22 protein-coding genes and 1 pseudogene are annotated in these 17446 nt (G+C 71.8%); 17 read left to right on the top strand and 6 right to left on the bottom strand.

Annotated elements, in window-relative coordinates:
- Window positions 1-55 precede the first annotated feature (55 nt).
- Both IE212_RS09985 and IE212_RS09980 read left to right on the top strand, forming a co-directional pair.
- A complete protein-coding gene (locus IE212_RS09985; protein ID WP_229864220.1) occupies window positions 56-1837 on the top strand; it encodes a CocE/NonD family hydrolase in 1782 nt (593 codons plus the stop codon).
- Window positions 1838-1869: 32 nt separating this feature from the next.
- Window positions 1870-2430 (top strand): GNAT family N-acetyltransferase, encoded by a 561-nt coding sequence (locus IE212_RS09980; protein WP_190197393.1) that lies wholly within the window; start codon window positions 1870-1872, stop codon window positions 2428-2430.
- A 20-nt stretch (window positions 2431-2450) separates the two neighbouring features.
- Here IE212_RS09980 and IE212_RS09975 read toward each other — a convergent pair whose 3' ends face one another.
- Window positions 2451-2798 carry a VOC family protein gene (locus IE212_RS09975; RefSeq protein ID WP_190197392.1) on the bottom strand — a complete coding sequence of 116 codons (348 nt, stop codon included), beginning with the start codon at window positions 2796-2798 and terminating at the stop codon, window positions 2451-2453.
- A 48-nt stretch (window positions 2799-2846) separates the two neighbouring features.
- On the opposite strand from IE212_RS09975, the gene IE212_RS09970 reads away from it, so the two are divergent.
- Both IE212_RS09970 and IE212_RS09965 read left to right on the top strand, forming a co-directional pair.
- Window positions 2847-3326, top strand: coding sequence for a phage holin family protein (locus IE212_RS09970; protein WP_190197391.1), 480 nt, complete (start codon window positions 2847-2849; stop codon window positions 3324-3326).
- A 6-nt stretch (window positions 3327-3332) separates the two neighbouring features.
- Window positions 3333-4364 (top strand): SDR family oxidoreductase, encoded by a 1032-nt coding sequence (locus tag IE212_RS09965; protein WP_190197390.1) that lies wholly within the window; start codon window positions 3333-3335, stop codon window positions 4362-4364.
- Here IE212_RS09965 and IE212_RS09960 read toward each other — a convergent pair.
- Complete coding sequence (locus IE212_RS09960) at window positions 4361-4702, bottom strand: hypothetical protein (RefSeq protein WP_190197685.1); 342 nt, start codon at window positions 4700-4702, stop codon at window positions 4361-4363. The genes IE212_RS09965 and IE212_RS09960 overlap by 4 nt on opposite strands.
- Window positions 4703-4879: 177 nt before the next feature.
- Window positions 4880-5842, bottom strand: coding sequence for an LLM class F420-dependent oxidoreductase (locus tag IE212_RS09955; protein WP_190197389.1), 963 nt, complete (start codon window positions 5840-5842; stop codon window positions 4880-4882).
- A gap of 173 nt (window positions 5843-6015) precedes the next feature.
- Between IE212_RS09955 and IE212_RS09950 the strand changes: the two genes are divergently transcribed.
- The 13 genes from IE212_RS09950 (at window position 6016) to IE212_RS09890 (ending at window position 16128) form a co-directional block, all read left to right on the top strand.
- Window positions 6016-8031: an FAD-dependent oxidoreductase gene (locus IE212_RS09950; RefSeq protein WP_190197388.1), complete on the top strand. Its 2016-nt coding sequence runs from the start codon at window positions 6016-6018 to the stop codon at window positions 8029-8031.
- Window positions 8028-9875: a transketolase gene (locus IE212_RS09945; protein ID WP_190197387.1), complete on the top strand. Its 1848-nt coding sequence runs from the start codon at window positions 8028-8030 to the stop codon at window positions 9873-9875. The genes IE212_RS09950 and IE212_RS09945 overlap by 4 nt, the downstream gene beginning before the upstream one ends.
- Window positions 9872-10801, top strand: a complete 930-nt coding sequence (gene ligD, locus IE212_RS09940; RefSeq protein WP_190197386.1) for a non-homologous end-joining DNA ligase — start codon at window positions 9872-9874, stop codon at window positions 10799-10801. The genes IE212_RS09945 and ligD overlap by 4 nt, the downstream gene beginning before the upstream one ends.
- Window positions 10802-10895: 94 nt before the next feature.
- Window positions 10896-11267: a gas vesicle protein GvpO gene (locus tag IE212_RS09935; protein ID WP_190197385.1), complete on the top strand. Its 372-nt coding sequence runs from the start codon at window positions 10896-10898 to the stop codon at window positions 11265-11267.
- Between the two features lie 46 nt (window positions 11268-11313).
- Window positions 11314-11748, top strand: coding sequence for a gas vesicle structural protein GvpA (locus IE212_RS09930; protein ID WP_030242502.1), 435 nt, complete (start codon window positions 11314-11316; stop codon window positions 11746-11748).
- Window positions 11745-12518: a GvpL/GvpF family gas vesicle protein gene (locus tag IE212_RS09925; RefSeq protein WP_190197384.1), complete on the top strand. Its 774-nt coding sequence runs from the start codon at window positions 11745-11747 to the stop codon at window positions 12516-12518. Before IE212_RS09930 ends, IE212_RS09925 begins: the two co-directional genes overlap by 4 nt.
- Before the next feature lie 4 nt (window positions 12519-12522).
- A complete protein-coding gene (locus tag IE212_RS09920; RefSeq protein WP_190197383.1) occupies window positions 12523-12789 on the top strand; it encodes a gas vesicle protein GvpG in 267 nt (88 codons plus the stop codon).
- Window positions 12786-13400: a DNA primase gene (locus IE212_RS09915; protein ID WP_190197382.1), complete on the top strand. Its 615-nt coding sequence runs from the start codon at window positions 12786-12788 to the stop codon at window positions 13398-13400. Before IE212_RS09920 ends, IE212_RS09915 begins: the two co-directional genes overlap by 4 nt.
- A complete protein-coding gene (locus IE212_RS09910) occupies window positions 13397-14521 on the top strand; it encodes an SRPBCC family protein (RefSeq protein WP_190197381.1) in 1125 nt (374 codons plus the stop codon). Before IE212_RS09915 ends, IE212_RS09910 begins: the two co-directional genes overlap by 4 nt.
- A complete protein-coding gene (locus IE212_RS09905; protein WP_190197380.1) occupies window positions 14518-14856 on the top strand; it encodes a gas vesicle protein in 339 nt (112 codons plus the stop codon). Before IE212_RS09910 ends, IE212_RS09905 begins: the two co-directional genes overlap by 4 nt.
- Window positions 14853-15629: a GvpL/GvpF family gas vesicle protein gene (locus IE212_RS09900; RefSeq protein WP_190197379.1), complete on the top strand. Its 777-nt coding sequence runs from the start codon at window positions 14853-14855 to the stop codon at window positions 15627-15629. The genes IE212_RS09905 and IE212_RS09900 overlap by 4 nt, the downstream gene beginning before the upstream one ends.
- Window positions 15626-15814 (top strand): gas vesicle protein, encoded by a 189-nt coding sequence (locus IE212_RS09895; protein ID WP_030242533.1) that lies wholly within the window; start codon window positions 15626-15628, stop codon window positions 15812-15814. The genes IE212_RS09900 and IE212_RS09895 overlap by 4 nt, the downstream gene beginning before the upstream one ends.
- A gap of 44 nt (window positions 15815-15858) precedes the next feature.
- Window positions 15859-16128: a gas vesicle protein K gene (locus IE212_RS09890; protein ID WP_190197684.1), complete on the top strand. Its 270-nt coding sequence runs from the start codon at window positions 15859-15861 to the stop codon at window positions 16126-16128.
- Between the two features lie 20 nt (window positions 16129-16148).
- Here the strand turns inward: IE212_RS09890 and IE212_RS09885 are convergent, their stop codons facing one another.
- The 3 genes and pseudogenes from IE212_RS09885 to aspA all read right to left on the bottom strand — a co-directional run.
- Window positions 16149-16319, bottom strand: coding sequence for a hypothetical protein (locus tag IE212_RS09885; protein WP_030242537.1), 171 nt, complete (start codon window positions 16317-16319; stop codon window positions 16149-16151).
- Between the two features lie 42 nt (window positions 16320-16361).
- Window positions 16362-17183: a class I SAM-dependent methyltransferase gene (locus IE212_RS09880; protein WP_190197683.1), complete on the bottom strand. Its 822-nt coding sequence runs from the start codon at window positions 17181-17183 to the stop codon at window positions 16362-16364.
- Between the two features lie 99 nt (window positions 17184-17282).
- Window positions 17283-17446: pseudogene (aspA, locus tag IE212_RS09875) on the bottom strand (aspartate ammonia-lyase); the annotation flags it as partial.

Genomic DNA, 17446 nt, shown 5'->3' with positions numbered 1-17446 from the left:
ACTGGTCGGTATCCGGGTGGTCCGGGTTGCCGTCGTCCTCGTCCTGGAGGTCCGTGTGTCCCGAGGTGTGCCCAGATCCCGCGCACGGCTCGCTCTCGTTCTGGGTGCCGCCCTGGCCGCGCCCCTCACGCTCACCCCACCGACGGCGGCGGGGGCCGCGTACACCGTCACCCCGGTGAAACTCACCGTCCGGGCCGGGGGCCGCCCCTGCACGGTCGACGCCGACCTCTACCGGCCGGCCGGCGTGGACCGCGCCCACCCGGCGCCCGCCGTGCTCGGCACGAACGGCTTCGGCGGCAGCAAGACGGACGGTTCGACGGAGGCCGTCGGCAAGGCCTTCGCCCAGCGCGGTTACGTCTCCCTGATCTACTCCGGGCTCGGCTTCGGCCGCAGCGGCTGCCTCATCTCCCTGAACGACCCGGACATCGACGGCGCCGCCGCCTCGCAGCTGGTCGACTTCCTGGGCGGCAAACGCGCCGCGGACGACGGCACCGGCGTCGACTTCGTCACTCTCGACGCCCCCGGAGACCCACGCGTCGGCATGATCGGCGGCTCCTACGGCGGCGCGGTCCAGCTGGCGGCGGCCGCCGTCGACCACCGGCTCGACGCCATCGTTCCCATGATCACCTGGCACGACCTGGCCCACTCGCTGAACCCCAACAGCGCCGTCGGCGGAAAGGACGTGCCCGGCGTCTTCAAGTGGCAGTGGGCCAACGGCTTCTACCTCGTCGGCGAGGGCCGGCCACTGACCCGGCCCGGCCTCGACCCGTCCAGCATCAACTCCATGACGTGCCTGCACTTCGTCGGCGAAGCCTGCCGGACCTTCCGCACACTCAACTCCGGGAGCTACCCCGCCGGCCGGATGGCGGAGCTGCTGGCCTTCACCCGGAGCGTCTCCCCGGTGTCGTACCTGAACCGCGTCAAGACTCCCACCCTGCTGATCCAGGGGCAGTCCGACACCCTCTTCGGCCTCAACGAGGCGACGGCGACGTACCGCGCCCTCTCGGCACAGGGCACCCCCGTGAAGATGATCTGGCAGTCCTCGGGCCACAGCACCGGCCCCACCGCCCCGGCCGCCGGCGAACTGGACCTCGCGAAGGGCAACCTGGAGACCAGCTACGTCGGCCGGCGGGTCCTCGCCTGGTTCGACCGCCATCTGCGGAGGCGGACGCACGTCGACACGGGACCGGCCTTCGCCTATCACCGGGACTGGGCCGCCGACCCGGGCCGCGCCTACGCCACCGCCGGCCGGCTCCCCGCGCGGGGCCGCACCTTCTACCTCTCCGGGGACGGCAAGCTCGTCGACAACCGCGGCAAGGTGACCGGCGGCAGCCGCACCTACACCAACCGGCTCACCCCCACGAGCCATTCGGACAGCTCACTGAACACCCTCACCGGGCGGCCCGCCGCCCCACCGCGCGACGCCGAAGGCACTTACCTCGACTGGACCAGCGCACCCCTGACACGACCTCTCGACGTGGTGGGCGCGCCCCGGGCCACGCTCAGGGTGCACTCCCCGAGAGCCGAGCGCACCCAGGACTCCGGCGACGCGGCGGACAAGCTCGTCCTGTTCGCCAAGCTCTACGACGTCGCCCCCGACGGCACCCGCACACTGGTCCGCCGTCTGGTCGCGCCGGTCCGTGTACCGGACGTGACCAGGAGCTTCACCGTCACGCTGCCGGGCATCGTGCACCGGTACGCGCAGGGGCACCGGCTGCGCTTCGTCATCGCCGCGAGCGACGACGCCTACTTCGGCAACCGGGGCGTCAAGCCGGTGACCGTCACCAGCGGTCCCCGCGACCCCGGCGTGCTCCGGCTGCCTGTCGCAGGCTCCTGAACGGACACGGGCGGCGCGGTTACCGTGGCGGGGTGCCGCACAACGCATCCCGCTACCTCGCCGAAGGCCCCCGGGTGGGCATACGCCACTTCACCTACGAGGACGGCGCCGAGTTCACCGCCCGCACCCGGGAGAGCAGGGACCTGCACCGCCCGTGGCTCTTCCCGCCGGACACCGTCCAGGCCTACACCGCCTACGCCGGCCGGCTGATCGAGGACCCCTCCAAGGCCGGCTTCCTGGTGTGCGAGAAGGGCGACGGGGCCATCGCCGGGTTCATCAACATCAACAACATCGTCCAGGGCGGCTTCCAGTCCGGGACGCTGGGCTACGGCGCCTTCGCGCACGCTGCCGGGCGCGGGCTGATGCGCGAAGGGCTGGACCTCGTCGTGCGGTACGCCTTCGGCCCGATGCGGCTGCACCGGCTGGAGATCAACGTCCAGCCCCGGAACGCCGCGTCGATCGCCCTGGCCCGCGGCTGCGGGTTCCGCCTGGAGGGTTTCTCGCCGAAGATGCTCTTCGTCGACGGGGCCTGGCGCGACCACGAACGCTGGGCGCTCACGGTCGAGATGATCACCCCGGCGCGGCGGCACTGAGTCCCGGCGGCGGCGCTCGCCTACGCGTGGCGGTCCACGTACTCGTAGACCGATCCGTCCGGATGCAGGGCGATCAGGTTGCGGCCCGCCGGTGAGGCGATGGGACCGGCGACGATGTGGGCGCCCAGCTCGGTCAGCACCTTGTGGGTCTCCTCGACGTCCGTCACGGCGATCGTCGCCGCGACCTTGCGCAGCAGCTCCAGTTCGGCCGGGGGACCGCTCATCAGCAGGAAGCAGCCGATCGCCGCCACCTGGACGCCACCTCGCTCGAAGCGCTGGGCTCTGCCGCCCGCCAGCCGCTCGTAGAAGGGGATCGAGGTCTCAAGGTCGTCGACGCAGACGCGCAGCGTGGCACCCAGAATCTCCATGCCCACGAGCCTAGTTACCCAGTAGAGGGTGAGGGTACCCGGCCGGGCATGAAGCCGTTGGATCACCTGGAGCATCTGGACAAGCACCTGGTCGACGAGCTGGCGCAGGTGGCGCGCGAGACCGTACGGGACGAACTGCGTGAGCAGACGCGCAAGCAGCGCCGCACGGCGGCACTGTACGCCGCGTCCGGTGCCCTCGCCCTGTACGCGGGTGCGGCCCTGGCGCTCGCCGTGGGGCTGGCACTCGCCCTCGGCCTGCCGGACTGGGCCGCCGCGCTCGTCACCGCCGTGATCCTGGGTGTCGCGGCGTACGCGCTGCGCGGCATGGCCCGGCCGTCCCGCCCGGGTCCCGGGCACGCGGCCGGTACGGCACCGGGGCACGAGGGCGCGGGCCAGGTCGCCGCGGCGGCGGGTGGTCTGCCCTACCCGCCCGTACCGCCGGCCCCGCCCGGCGGGGCCGCGTCCGCCCCGGGGGCCGTGCCCCCGCGGCCGGCCGACGCCCCTGACGTACCCCGCCGCGGGGCGTGATGCCGGGTGCGCGGGACAGACACGTCGCACCAGGGCGGCCGCGTGGTCGTGGTGACCGGGGCCAGCGGCGGCGTCGGACGGGCCACGGCCCGGGCCTTCGCCGCCCGGGGCGACAAGGTCGCCCTGCTCGCACGCGGGCGTGAAGGACTCGCCGCCGCGGCCGAGGAGGTGCGGCGGGCCGGAGGCGAAGCGCTCGTGGTGGGCGTGGACGTCTCCGACGCCCAGGCGGTGGACGACGCCGCCCAGCAGGTCGTCGACGCCTTCGGGCACATCGACGTCTGGGTCAACAACGCCTTCACCGGGGTCTTCGCGCCGTTCACCGAAATCGGGCCGGACGAGTTCCGCCGCGTCACCGAAGTGACGTACCTGGGCTTCGTGTTCGGTACCCGGGCCGCCCTGCGCCACATGCTGCCGCGCGACCGCGGCACGATCGTGCAGGTCGGTTCCGCGCTGGCCTACCGGGGCATTCCGCTGCAGTCGGCGTACTGCGGGGCCAAGCACGCCATCCAGGGGTTCAACGAGTCGCTGCGCTGCGAACTGCTGCACGCGCGCAGCGGGGTGCGGACCACGATGGTGCAACTGCCGGGCCTCAACACCCCCCAGTTCGACTGGGTGCTGAACCGCATGGAGGGACGCGCCCGGCCGGTGGCGCCCGTGTACCAGCCGGAGGTCGCGGCCAAGGCGATCGTGCACGCGGCGTCGCACGCGCGGCGCCGGGAGTACTGGGTGGGTGGCTCCACGGCCGCCACACTCCTCGCCAACGCCGTCGCCCCAGGGCTGCTGGACCGCTACCTGGCGCGCACGAACGTCGACGCGCAGCAGCAGACGGGCCGGCACGACGGGCCGGCGAACCTGTGGGAGCCCGCGGACGGCCCGCACGGCCAGGACTTCGGCGCACACGGGCGCTTCGACGACGAGGCCGTCGGCAACAGCCCGCAGCAGTGGGTGTCGCGGAACCGCGGGTGGATGGGCGCGGCCGTCACCGTGGGGGCGGGCATCCTGGCCGCACGGAAACTGGCCGGGCAGGTCCGCCGCTAGGACCTGTCGTTCTCCGTACCCGCGTCGCTTTCGCCGTCGAGGAACCGGAGCAGTACGGCCGCCTCCGCGCGGAGCCGACCGGCCCGGTCGGCGTGCGCGGGGGCGCTCAACTCCGCTGCCGCCGCGAGCCGTTCGGCGGCCTCGGCTCGCACGATCTGCACGACATCACACTCGCTGAGCTCACGTCGCACCGCCTCGGTGGCCCCGGCCCCGGCGGGCGACGCCTCCAGTGCCGCGGCGCGGTGCACCGCTTCGTCCACGGGCACCGCCTCGGCGTTGTCCAGCGCGGCCAGCGTGCCGCGCAGGGCGCTCACCGCGGCCTTGTCGCGGGCACGCATCGCTTCCGGCAGGGCGTCACGCATGCGCAGGCGTACAGACATGCCCGTGACACTAGGCGCCCCGGTACTCCCGCGCCTCCTGTTTTCCCGGGTCGGCCACATGCACGCGGCGACCACGCGGGAACTCCCAGAGCCGCACGAGCGGCGTCGCAGACTGGTTGAGACGGTCTGCCTGATTCAGACGGTCTGCTGGAGCTGCGGCAGCACCTTCGTGCGGTAGAAGTCGAAGAAGCCGCGCATGTCGGGGCCGATCTGGTTGACGTAGACCCGGTCGAAGCCCGCGTCGGCGAACTGCTTCAGCTCCGCCACGTGTTCGTCCACGTCGTCGCCGCACACCCGGTTCTCACGCACCATGTCCTCGGTGACGAGCTGCTGCGCCTGCTCGAAGTGGGCCGGGGAAGGCAGGACCTGGCCCAGCTCGCCGGGCAGCTGCTCGTTGGCCCACAGCCGGTGGACGGTCCTCACGGCCGCGTCCTTGTCGGTGTCGTAGCAGACCTTGGTGCCACCGCTGACCAGCTTTCCGCCGCCTCCGCCCTTGCGGTACTGCTCCACCATCGCCGCGTCCGGCATGACCGAGATGTAGCCGTCGCCGACGCGGGACGCGAGCTGGGTCGCCGCCGGGCCAAAACCGGAGATGTCGATCGGGATCGGCTCGTCCGGGACCGTGTACAGGCGGGCGTTCTCCACCGTGTAGTGCGGCCCGTGGTGATTGACCTCCTCGCCGGAGAACAGCCGGCGCATCACCTGGATGGCCTCCTCCAGCATGTCCAGACGGACATGGGCCGGCGGCCAGTGGTCGCCCAGAATGTGCTCGTTGAGCGCTTCGCCGGAGCCCACGCCGAGCCGGAAGCGGTTGTTCGTCATCACCGCGCTGGTCGCCGCGGCCTGCGCCACCACCGCCGGGTGCATGCGCACGGTCGGGCAGGTCACCGCCGTCTCGATCGGCAGCGACACCGCCTCGGAGAGGGCGCCGATCACCGACCACACGAACGGGCTCTGGCCCTGCTCGTCGTTCCACGGGTGGTAGTGGTCCGAGATCCACAGTGCCTGGAAACCGGCCTGCTCGGCCATCCGGGCCTGCTCGATCAGCTCGGCCGGTCCGTACTGCTCGCACGAGAGGAAGTAACCGTACTCGGGCATGGGGGAGTGCCTCCGCGACGTCGGCGGTCCGTAACCCGCACCGAGTACCCGGGCGCGGGTCCGGAAACCGGTGCGGTCCGGGCCGACGGGGGCACCCGTGGACGTTTGGGTGCCCTGGCCAGGGGGACGCGGAAGTCTCCCGAGGTACGCGACAGCGCCGGAGGCGAGCGACCGTGAGTCGACCCCGCATCGTGATCGTCGGTGCCGGTTTCGCCGGATACCGCACGGCCCGCACCTTGTCCCGGATCACCCGGGGCCGGGCCCACATCACCCTGCTGAACCCGACCGACTACTTCCTGTATCTGCCCCTCTTGCCCCAGGTCGCCGCCGGTGTCCTCGAGCCGCGCCGGGTGACGGTCTCCCTCTCGGACTCGCTGCCGAACGTACGGCTGGTACTGGGTGAGGCCGACCGCATCGATCTCGACGAGCGCACCCTGCACCACACCGGCCCGGAGGGCGCGGGCGGCACACTCGCCTACGACCGGCTGGTGATCGCCGCCGGCAGCGTCAACAAGCTGCTGCCGATCCCCGGCGTCGCCGAGCACGCGCACGGCTTCCGGGGGCTGCCGGAGGCGCTCTACCTGCGCGACCACGTGACCCGGCAGGTGGAGCTGGCGGCCGCCGCCGACGACCCCGGGACGTGCGCCGCCCGGTGCACCTTCGTCGTGGTCGGCGCGGGATACACCGGCACCGAGGTCGCCGCGCACGGGCAGATGTTCACCGACGCGCAGGTCCGCAGGCATCCGCTGCGGCAGGGCATGCGGCCGCGGTGGATGCTGCTGGACGTGGCGCCGCGGGTGCTGCCCGAGATGGACGAGAAGCTGTCCGCCACCGCCGACCGGGTGCTGCGGGAGCGGGGCGTGGACGTGCGGATGGGGACCTCCGTGCAGGAGGCCACGCACGAGGGGGTCGTGCTGACCGACGGCGAGTTCGTCGAGACCCGGACCCTGGTGTGGTGCGTGGGCGTGCGGCCCGACCCGCTGGTCGAGTCGCTCGGGCTGCCGATGGAGAAGGGGCGGCTGCTCGTCGACCCGCACCTGCAGGTGCCGGGCCGGCCCGAGCTGTTCGCGTGCGGTGACGTGGCCGCGGTACCCGATCTCGAGAAGCCGGGGAGCTACACGCCGATGACCGCGCAGCACGCCTGGCGGCACGGCAAGGTCGCGGCCGAGAACGTCGCCGCCTCGCTCGGCCTCGGCGGCTCGCGCAAGCCCTACCGCCACCGCGACCTGGGTTTCGTCGTCGATCTGGGCGGTGCGAAGGCTGCCGCGAACCCGCTCGGCGTGGCCCTGTCCGGGGTACCCGCCGGTGCGGTGACGCGGGGCTACCACCTGGCCGCGATGCCCGGCAACCGCGTCCGGGTCGCCGCCGACTGGCTGCTCGACGCGGTACTGCCGCGGCAGGCCGTGCAGTTGGGGCTGGTCCGGTCGTGGTCCGTCCCCCTGGACACGTCGTCGCCGGAGCTGGCACGGGTCCCGGGCGGGCCGGGCCGGCGGCAGGAGGCCGACGCCCGGTCAGGGCCGGGAGCCGCGCTCGAGGCCGACACCCATGACGGGGTGAGCGGCGGCGGGGAGCCCGACCAGGGCCTGACCGCAGAAGAGCCCGCGAAGGGGCAGCCCGGGCCCGGGCCGACGCAGGTACGACCCGGACCCGGGCCCGCGCAGCGGCGTTCGGAGGCCGAGACGGCGAAGGGGCGGCCCGCGGTTGATCCGGGCGCGGCCGAGGCCGGTTCGCGGTTCGTGGAGCGGCGTTCGGAGGTCGAGACGGCGAAGGGGCAGCCCGTCGGTGAGCCGGCCAAGAACAAGCCGGGCGGCGAGCCCGCCAGGAGCCAGCCCGGTGGCGAACCTGCGAGGAGCCAGCCGGGCGGCGAGCCCGCCAGGAACCAGCCGGGCGGCGAACCTGCGAGGAGCCAGCCGGGCGGCGAGCCCGCCAGGAGCCAGCCGGGCGGCGAACCTGCGAGGAGCCAGCCGGGCGGCGAGCCCGCCAGGAACCAGCCCGGTGGTGAGCCCGCCAGGAGCCAGCCCGGTGGCGAACCTGCGAGGAGCCAGCCGGGCGGGGAGCCCGCCAGGAGCCGGCCCCCGTCGGCCAGCCCCGAACCGCCGCCGGGCCAACCGCCCCCGGGGCCCGGCACCGCCCCCGGTCCCGTCAAGCGTTCCGACGTCCCGGACGACTCCGCGAAAGGAGACTCATGAACACCGGTGAACTCACCGACCTCGGCAGGCAGCTGCGCGTGGACAGTGTCCGCGCCGCCGCCGCCGCGGGCTCCGGGCATCCGACGTCCTCGATGTCCGCGGCCGACCTGATGGCCGTGCTGCTCGCCCACCACTTCCGCTACGACTTCGAGCGCCCCGCCCACCCCGGCAACGACCGCTTCGTCCTCTCCAAGGGACACGCCTCCCCACTGCTGTACTCCGCGTACAAGGCGGCCGGTGCCATCGACGACGAGGAACTGCTCACCTTCCGCAAGCTGGGCAGCCGCCTCGAAGGGCACCCCACCCCGCAGCGCCTGCCCTGGGTCGAGACGGCCACCGGCTCGCTCGGGCAGGGCCTGCCGGTCGGCGTCGGCATCGCGCTCGCCGGCAAGCGGCTCGACCGCACCGGCAACCGCGTGTGGGTGCTGTGCGGCGACAGCGAACTGGCCGAGGGTTCCGTGTGGGAGGCCGCCGAGCACGCCGGGTACGAGCACCTGGACAACCTCACCGTGATCGTCGACGTCAACCGGCTCGGCCAGCGCGGACCGACCCGGCACGGACACGACCTGGACGCCTACGCCCGCCGCTTCCAGGCCTTCGACTGGCACACCATCGAGGTCGACGGGCACGACGTGGACGCCATCGACCGCGCCTACGGAGAGGCCGCGTCCACCAAGGGCCAGCCCACCGCGATCCTGGCCCGCACCCTCAAGGGCAAGGGCGTCGAGGGCGTTCAGGACCGGGAGGGCCTGCACGGCAAGCCGCTGCCGGAGGCCGAGGACGCGATCGCCGAGCTCGGCGGCTCCCGTGACATCCGCGTGGCGGTGCAGGAGCCGCCCGCCGCCCGCATGCTGCACTCGGTGCACACCGGTGACTTCGAGCTCCCCAGGTGGGACAAGGGCGAAGAGGTCGCCACCCGCAACGCCTTCGGACAGGCACTGGCCGCGCTCGGCACCGGCCGCGGCGACATCGTCGCCCTGGACGGCGAGGTCGGCGACTCCACGCGCGCCGAGTTCTTCGCCAAGGAGCACCCCGACCGCTACTTCGAGTGCTACATCGCCGAACAGCAACTGGTCGCCTCCGCGGTCGGACTGGCGTCCCGCGGCTGGGTGCCGTACGCCGCCACCTTCGCGGCGTTCCTGACCCGGGCCTACGACTTCATCCGGATGGCCTCCATCAGCGGCTCCGGCATCAACCTCGTCGGCTCGCACGCCGGTGTCGCCATCGGCCAGGACGGGCCGAGCCAGATGGGCCTGGAGGACCTGGCGATGATGCGGGCGGTGCACGGCTCGACCGTGCTGTACCCCTGCGACGCCAACCAGACCGCGCGGCTCGTCGGCGCGATGGCGGGCCTGGAGGGCGTGCGCTACCTGCGCACCTCGCGCGGCGAGAGCGAGGTGATCTACGGCCCGGACGAGGAGTTCCCGGTCGGCGGCAGCAAGGTGCTGCGCTCCTCCGAGCGGGACCGGCTGACCCTCGTCGCGGCGGGCGTCACCGTGCACGAGGCGCTGGCCGCCGCCGACGCCCTGGAGCAGGAGGGCATCAACGCGCGGGTGATCGACCTGTACTCCGTGAAGCCCGTCGACCGGGACACCCTGCGCCGGGCCGCCGAGGAGACCGGCTGCCTGGTGACCGTGGAGGACCACCACCCGGAGGGCGGCATCGGCGACGCGGTCCTCGACGCCTTCACCGACGGCCGGCCCGTGCCGCGGCTGGTGCGGCTGGGGGTGCGGACCATGCCGGGATCGGCGTCCCCGGAGGAACAGCTGCACGCCGCGGGCATCGACGCCGAGTCGATCGCGGCGGCGGGGCGGCTGCTGGTGGAGGAGGCGGTCGTGCGGTGAGCGGCACCGACGGCACGCGCACGGTGCGGGCGGGCCGCCGCACCGTGGAGGTCCACCGGCCGGACAAGGTGCTCTTCCCCGGCGGCCCGGACGCCAAGGAGTACACCAAGGGAGACCTGGTGGAGTACCACCGGGCCGTGGCGCCCTTCATGCTGCCGCACCTGCGCGGCCGTCCGCTGATGCTTCAGCGGCACCCGGACGGCATCGACGGCCCCCGCTTCATGCAGAAGAACACCCCGGACCACTACCCGGAGTGGATCAACCGCGTCGAGCTGTCCAAGGAGGGCGGCACCGTCTGCCACACCGTGTGCGACGACACCGCCACCCTCCTCTACCTGGCCGACCAGGCGAGCATCACCCTGCATCGCTGGCTGTCCCGCGCCGATGACGCCGACCGCCCCGACCGGCTGGTCTTCGACCTCGACCCGACGGGGGACGACTTCGAGGCCGTCCGTGAGGCCGCCCGGCTGCTGAAGGAGCTCCTGGACGAGCTGGAGCTGCCCGCGGCGCTGATGACCACCGGCTCGCGTGGCCTGCACGTGATCGTGCCGCTGAACGGCCGGCACCACTTCGACGAGGTACGCGCCTTCGCCCAGGACGTCGCCGGCACCCTCGCCGAAGCCCACCCCGACCGCCTCACCACCGCCGCCCGCAAGAAGGACCGCGGTGCGCGGCTCTACCTGGACGTGCAGCGCAACGCCTACGCCCAGACTGCCGTCGCCCCCTTCACCGTCCGGTCCCGCCCGGGCGCGCCGGTGGCGACCCCCGTCGGCTGGGAGCAACTGGACGACCCCGAGCTGCACGCCCGTCGCTGGACCATCGCCGACGCCGTCGAGCAGGCCCGCACCGACCCCTGGTCGGGCCTGCTGAACCGCGGCCGGGCGCTGGGCCCTGCCCAGCGGCGGCTGAAGGCACTGGGCGGCTGAGGCAGCCACCGCCGCCGGCTCGGTGGGTGGCAGATGCATGCGCCCGTAGAGGTTTGGCGAACACTCTTGCGGCCACACGGAGGGGGAGGTGGCCATGTCGAACACAAAGAACACGCAAGAGTCGCAAGATTCACAGAAGGCACAGGAGTCACAGAAATCGCGCACATCGACCGACCGTCAGGCGGCTGACAACCGGCCGAGCCCGATGGAGGTGCTGCGCCAGGCGCGCGGTCAGCTCGCGGAGCTCACCGGCATGGAAGCCGAGTCCGTGTCGTCCTTCGAGAAGACGGAGGACGGGTGGGCGCTGGAGGTCGAGGTCCTCGAACTCGAGCGCGTACCCGACACGATGAGCCTGATGGCGAGCTACCAGGTGGAGCTCGACTCCGAGGGGCAGCTCACCGGTTACCGGCGCGTCCGTCGCTACGAGCGCGGGCGGTCCGACGCGCGCAGGCCCGGCGGCCGCTAGGCCGCCCGGACGGAATCACCATCACACACGAGGAGGAACAGCCGGAATGACTGTTGTACCGGCACAGCAAACCGGCGGCGGGGGCGGCAGCAGCGGTCTCTACGACGTGCTTGAACTCGTTCTGGACAGGGGGCTCGTGATTGACGCCTTCGTACGGGTCTCCCTGGTCGGCATCGAGATCCTCAAGATCGACGTACGTGTGGTCGTCGCCAGCGTCGACACCTACCTGCGCTTCGCCGAGGCGTGCAACCGGCTCGACCTCGAGGCCGGGCCGCGCAAGGACCCGGGCCTGCCCGACCTGGTCGGTGAGATGACCGAGTCCGGGGCGCGCGGCAAGTCCAAGGGTGCGCTGTCCGGCGCCGCCGAGACCATCTCCGACGCCTTCAAGCAGGCCCGCGACGAAGGCTCCGAGCGTCAGGGCGAGTCCCGCCCGCGCGCCCGTAAGAGCACGTCGTCCCGCCGGAAGGAGGAGCAGGAGTGAGCACCTACGTCTACGGGATCGCGGCGAGTTCGCACCCCGCCCTGCCCGAGGGCATGGGCGGTGTCGGTGATCCGCCCCGCCCGGTGCGCATCCTGCGTGAGGGTGACCTGGCGGCCGTCGTCAGCGAGGCGCCCGAGGGGCTGCGGCCCAAGCGCAGGGACCTCCTCGCCCACCAGAACGTGCTCAGCGAGGCGGGGGCGGCCGGCTGTGTGCTGCCCATGCGTTTCGGCAGCGTCGCCCCGGACGACAACGCCATCACCAGCGTGCTCGCCGAGCGTGCCGAGCACTACAAGGAGCGCCTGCGGGCCCTGGACGGCCGGGTCGAGTACAACATCAAGGCCAACCACGTGGAAGAGGCCGTCCTGCACCAGGTGATGGCCGAGAGCCCGGACATCCGCAGCCTCGCGGAGGCCAACCGTCAGGCGGGCGGCGGCACTTACGACGACAAGGTCCGGCTCGGCGAGATGGTCGCCGCCGCGGTCAAGGCCAAGGAGGGCGACGACGCCGCCGCACTGCAGCGCGCCCTGGAACCGGCCGCCGACGACGTGAGCGTGGGGCCTGAGTCCACCGGCTGGCTGGCCAACGTCTCGTTCCTCGTCGACCGCGAGTCGGCCGAGACCTTCCTGGCCGCTGTGGAGCAGGCCCGCAAGGACATGCCGCACCTGGAGGTGCGGATCAACGGCCCGCTGCCGCCGTACAGCTTCGTCGAGCCCGGCCCGGCCGAGCCGGCGGGCACCGCGGCCGGGGGCACGGAGACCGGAGCGGGGTGACGACATGGGTCTGATCTCCGAGGTGCTGCTGCTGCCGTTCGCACCGGTGCGCGGCAGCGCCTGGGCCATCAATCAGGTGCTCCAGGAGGCCGAGCGGATCTACTACGACCCCGCTACGGTCCGGGCCGAACTGTCCCGTCTTGAGGAGCAGTTGGAGGCCGGGGAGATCACGGAGGAGGAGTTCGACCGCCTTGAGGACGAACTCCTCGACCGGCTGGAGACCGCTACGCGCACGAGCGCGGGAACAGGCCAACAAGGGACGACACAATGAACCGAACGGGACTGGGCCTCGCAGTGGGGGCCGGATACCTCCTGGGGCGTACCAAGAAGCTGAAGATGGCGATGGCCGTCGGCGGGCTGGTGGCCGGCAAGAAGCTGAACCTGAGTCCGCGCATGGTCGCGGAGCTGGTTCAGCAGCAGCTGCGGAACAACCCGCAGTTCAAGGAGATCGGGGACCAGTTGCGCGAGGACCTGCGCGGCGTGGGCAAGGCGGCCTCCGGCGCCATGGTCGAGCGGCAGCTCGACTCGATCGCCGACCGGCTGCACGGCCGCACGGCCCAGATGCGCGACCAGCTCACCGGTGCTGTGCCCGGTGGGCGCGGCGACGCCGAGTACGACGAGGAAGACGAGGACGAGGCGCCCGAGGACTCGGGTCCGGAGACGGACGAGGAGACGGGCGACCGCGAGCAGGAGCCCGCGGCGGAGAAGACCTCCGCCAAGAAGGCCCCCGCGAAGAAGGCCGCCAAGAAGGCTCCTGCCGGGAAGAAGGCCCCGGCCAAGAAGGCGGCGGCGAAGAAGACCACGGCGGCGAAGAAAGCGACCGCCGGCAGGCGGGGCGGCAGCGCCCGGTCCCGGCTGTCGAAGGGAGGCGGTGAGGGATGAGCGACGCCCTCGGATCGGCGAAGTCCGCCGCGAACGGAGCGACGAAGAACCCGCTTGCCGACGTGGCCCACAGCGAGGCCGCCGACCGGCTCAAGGCAGAGCTGCAGGAGTATCTCGCCGCTCAGGCCACGCGCATGCTGACCGGTGTGGGCCGCAAGCTCGGCGAGACCACCGGCAAACTGAACGACATCGCCGAGGGCAAAAGCCCCGGCTTCGCGAAGCTCGCCCTCGACGGCGGCCGTAAGCTCGCCGAGGGCAAGGGACCGGTGCGTGCCGCCCTGGAGACCGGTGGCTCTCGCGTCAAGGACAAGGTGACGGGGGCCCTGAAGAACCTGGGGGGCGGCGGCAAGGGGAAGGGCAAGGGCCGTTCCGGGAACAAGCCCACCGTCATCATCGAGCACATCGATGTCGGCGTACCTCTGCGCACCGCGTACGACCAGTGGACGCAGTACCAGGACTTCAGCACCTTCGCGAAGGGCGTCAAGGCCGCGAGCAAAGCCGACGACGTCACCTCGGACTGGCAGCTGAAGGTCTGGTGGTCCAACCGCAGCTGGAAGGCGACCACGACCGAGCAGATCCCCGACGACCGCATCGCCTGGAAGTCCGAGGGGGCCAAGGGCACCACGCGGGGCGTCGTCTCCTTCCACCGGCTCACCGACAACCTGACCCGTGTCCTGTTGGTCATCGAGTACTACCCCTCCGGCTTCTTCGAGAAGACCGGCAACATCTGGCGCGCCCAGGGCAGGCGCGCCCGGCTCGACCTGAAGAACTTCGTCCGCTTCATCACGATCAAGGGCGAGGTGGAGGAGGCCTGGCGCGGCGAGATCCGCGACGGCGAGGTCGTGCGCAGCCATGAGGACGCACTCGCCGAGGAGGAGTCCGAGGAGGAGCGCCCCGAGGGCGAGGAGCCGGAGGACGAGTACGACGAAGAGGACGAGGAGCCGGAAGAGGAGGACGAGGAGGAACCCGAGGGCGAGTACGAGGACGAGGAGGAATCCGAGGACGAGCCTGAGGGCGAGTACGACGAGGAGCCCGAGGAAGAGTCCGAGGACGAGCCGGAAGCGGAGTACGAGGACGAGGAGTACGAGGACGAGTACGCCGAGGGCGGGAGCCGTCGATGACAACGCCCAGCAGGATGCCCGAGCCCTACGGCCAGCAGAGCGGCGCCAACCTCGCCGACATCCTGGAACGGGTCCTGGACAAGGGCATCGTGATCGCGGGCGACATCCGCATCAACCTGCTCGACATCGAACTCCTCACCATCAAGCTGCGTTTGATCGTCGCCTCGGTGGACAAGGCGAAGGAGATGGGAATCGACTGGTGGGAAAGCGACCCGAACCTGAGCTCGCGGGCCAGGCGGGACGAACTGGCCCGTGAGAACGCCGAGTTGCGCGAGAGGCTGGCCCGGCTGGAGGAACTGGAGCCCGGCCGGGCGGAGCAGAAGGAGGCACCGTGACCGGACTGCGGTACGTCTATGCCGTCTGCCGCCCCTTCGGCACTCCGCTCCAGTCCCAGCTGACGGGGGTGGCGGGTGACCCGCCCAGAGGGCTCACCCACCACGGCCTCGTCGCCGTCGTCAGCCATGTGCCGGAGCGGGACTTCGCGGAGGAGCCGCTCCGGGCCCATCTGGAGGACCTGGACTGGCTCACCGAGACCGCCCGGGCCCACCAGGGCGTGATCGACGCGCTGACGACCGTCACGACGCCGCTGCCCCTGAGGCTCGGCACCGTCTTCCGGGACGACAGCGGCGTGCGGACGATGCTGGAGGCCCGCGAAGAGGACTTCCGGCGCACCCTCGACCGGCTGGAGGGCCGGGTCGAGTGGGGCGTCAAGGTGTACGCCGAGTCCGAACCGCAGGAGACCGCCCAGCCCGCGCCGAAGGCCGCGTCGGGCCGGGACTACCTGCGCCAGCGGCGCGCCCAGACCAGATCGCACGAGGAGATGTGGCAGAAGGCCGAGACCTTCTCGGTCACGCTGCACGAAAAGCTTTCCGCTTTCGCAGAGGACTCTCGGCTGCATCCGCCGCAGAATCCCGCGCTTTCCAAAGCGAGCGGCCGGAACATTCTGAATGCCGCATATCTTGTGCCGCGTGCGCATTCCGAGGAATTCGTGGAAATGGTGGACCGTGCCAAGGGTGAAAGCACAGGAATGCGCGTGGTGCTCACCGGCCCCTGGGCGGCGTACTCGTTCGCCGGCGAGGAACAGCTGACCGGCGGGGAGAAGCAGTGACCGTAGTGGAAGGCCGTGAGGTCGCCCTCGTGGACCTGCTCGACCGGTTGCTCGCCGGCGGTGTGGTGATCACGGGTGACATCACCTTGCGCATCGCCGACGTCGACCTCGTCCGTATCGACCTCAACGCGCTCATCAGCTCGGTGAACGCCCAGGTGCCGTCCCCGTTCGAGGAGTTGCCGTGACGTCCGACAGCCCCCGGCAAGACCCCCGGCCGCGCCGCAACAAAATGGACCTGGACCCCGACACCGTCGAGCGTGACCTGGTCAAACTCGTGCTGACGGTGGTGGAGCTGCTGCGTCAGCTCATGGAGCGCCAGGCGCTGCGCCGGTTCGACGTGGGAGACCTGAGCGAGGAGCAGGAGGAGCGGATAGGGCTCACTCTGATGCTGCTCGAGGAGCGGATGACGGAACTGCGCGAGCGCTACGGACTGCGGCCCGAGGACCTCAATCTGGACCTCGGGCCGCTCGGACCGCTGCTTCCCCGGGACGGGAGCTGACCCCCGATCCCGGGGCCCGTTCACCACCTGTACCAGCGGCCCCTGCCCCCGGATGCCGACGTGCCCCGCACGACAAATCCCAGCAGCCACAGAACGAGAACCGCCAACGCGACGTACCAGAGTACCTTTACTGCAAATCCGGCACCGAAAAGAATCAAAGCCAGAAGCAGCACCAGCAGAATGGGAACCATGATTCGAACCTCCTGCTCTACTGGTTTCCCGGAAAACGAGATTCAGGCTTCCTTTCGGCAGAGAATTTCTCCGTGCAGTACACAGAACCAGCCGTCCTCCCGTCGGCCCCACTCGCGCCAGGCCCGGGCCACGGCCTCCAGTTCCGCGGTGTCGGCATGCCCGCCCTGGCGGGCCCGGTCGGCGTACGCCGACGTCAGTGTCCGGTCGGCCCACAGCCCGCTCCACCAGGCCCGCTCCTGAGGAGTCGCGAAGGTCCATGTGCCGGAACTCGCCGTGACGTCGGTGAACCCGGCGCGCAGCGCCCAGGCCTTCAGCCGGCGTCCGGCGTCCGGTTCACCGCCGCCTGCGCGGGCGACCCGGCGGTACAGGTCCAGCCACGCGTCGAGTCCCTCGGACGCCGGGAACCACGTCATGGCCGCGTAGTCCGAGTCGCGTACGGCGACGAGACCGCCGGGTGCCGCCACGCGCCTCATCTCGCGCAGTGCCCGCACGGGGTCGCCCACGTGCTGGAGCACCTGGTGGGCGTGCACGACGTCGAAGGTGCCGTCCGGGTGGTCCAGGGCGTGCACGTCGGCGACCGCGAAGCCGACGTTGTCCAGCCCGCGTCCGGCGGCCGTGGCGCGCGCCTGCTCCAGGATCCCCGGCGCCCGGTCGACGCCGGTGACGTGCCCGCCGGGCACGAGTTCCGCCAGGTCGGCGGTGATGGTCCCCGGCCCGCACCCGACGTCCAGGATCCTCATGCCGGGCCGGAGCCGGGGCAGCAGGTACGCGGCGGAGTTCGCGGCGGTGCGCCAGGTGTGCGAGCGCAGCACCGACTCGTGGTGCCCGTGCGTGTAGACGGCGGTCTCCCGTGGTCCCGGCATGGCGGATCCCATCCCTTCCGTTCGGGTCGGCATGGGATCACCGTACGCATTCCGACCGAATGATGAGACCCGCGTTCTGCGATGTGGGCTGACGGTGCGTCAGGCCACCGGGGCCGGGCCGCTGCCGGCCAGAATTTCGGGGCGGAGCAGGTCCGCGAGCCGGTCGGCGGGCAGCAGGCCCTTGTCCAGGACGAGTTCGGCCACGCCGCGGCCGGTGGCGAGGGCTTCCTTGGCGATCTCGGTGGCGGCGGTGTAGCCGATGT

Source organism: Streptomyces djakartensis (assembly GCF_014651075.1).
GTDB lineage: Bacteria > Actinomycetota > Actinomycetes > Streptomycetales > Streptomycetaceae > Streptomyces > Streptomyces djakartensis.
Note: the sequence above shows the minus strand (reverse complement) of the source record. Positions and strands in the feature narration are given on the sequence as shown.

Excerpts from the sequence above, each read along its gene's own strand:
- IE212_RS09975 (WP_190197392.1), bottom strand. The coding sequence starts at position 2,798 with ATGGAGATTCTGGGTGCCACGCTGCGCGTCTGCGTCGACGACCTTGAG.
- IE212_RS09970 (WP_190197391.1), top strand. The coding sequence starts at position 2,847 with ATGAAGCCGTTGGATCACCTGGAGCATCTGGACAAGCACCTGGTCGAC.
- IE212_RS09960 (WP_190197685.1), bottom strand. The coding sequence starts at position 4,702 with ATGCGTGCCCGCGACAAGGCCGCGGTGAGCGCCCTGCGCGGCACGCTG.
- IE212_RS09955 (WP_190197389.1), bottom strand. The coding sequence starts at position 5,842 with ATGCCCGAGTACGGTTACTTCCTCTCGTGCGAGCAGTACGGACCGGCC.
- IE212_RS09945 (WP_190197387.1), top strand. The coding sequence starts at position 8,028 with ATGAACACCGGTGAACTCACCGACCTCGGCAGGCAGCTGCGCGTGGAC.
- IE212_RS09935 (WP_190197385.1), top strand. The coding sequence starts at position 10,896 with ATGTCGAACACAAAGAACACGCAAGAGTCGCAAGATTCACAGAAGGCA.
- IE212_RS09930 (WP_030242502.1), top strand. The coding sequence starts at position 11,314 with ATGACTGTTGTACCGGCACAGCAAACCGGCGGCGGGGGCGGCAGCAGC.
- IE212_RS09920 (WP_190197383.1), top strand. The coding sequence starts at position 12,523 with ATGGGTCTGATCTCCGAGGTGCTGCTGCTGCCGTTCGCACCGGTGCGC.
- IE212_RS09915 (WP_190197382.1), top strand. The coding sequence starts at position 12,786 with ATGAACCGAACGGGACTGGGCCTCGCAGTGGGGGCCGGATACCTCCTG.
- IE212_RS09910 (WP_190197381.1), top strand. The coding sequence starts at position 13,397 with ATGAGCGACGCCCTCGGATCGGCGAAGTCCGCCGCGAACGGAGCGACG.
- IE212_RS09905 (WP_190197380.1), top strand. The coding sequence starts at position 14,518 with ATGACAACGCCCAGCAGGATGCCCGAGCCCTACGGCCAGCAGAGCGGC.
- IE212_RS09890 (WP_190197684.1), top strand. The coding sequence starts at position 15,859 with ATGGACCTGGACCCCGACACCGTCGAGCGTGACCTGGTCAAACTCGTG.
- IE212_RS09885 (WP_030242537.1), bottom strand. The coding sequence starts at position 16,319 with ATGGTTCCCATTCTGCTGGTGCTGCTTCTGGCTTTGATTCTTTTCGGT.
- IE212_RS09880 (WP_190197683.1), bottom strand. The coding sequence starts at position 17,183 with ATGCCGGGACCACGGGAGACCGCCGTCTACACGCACGGGCACCACGAG.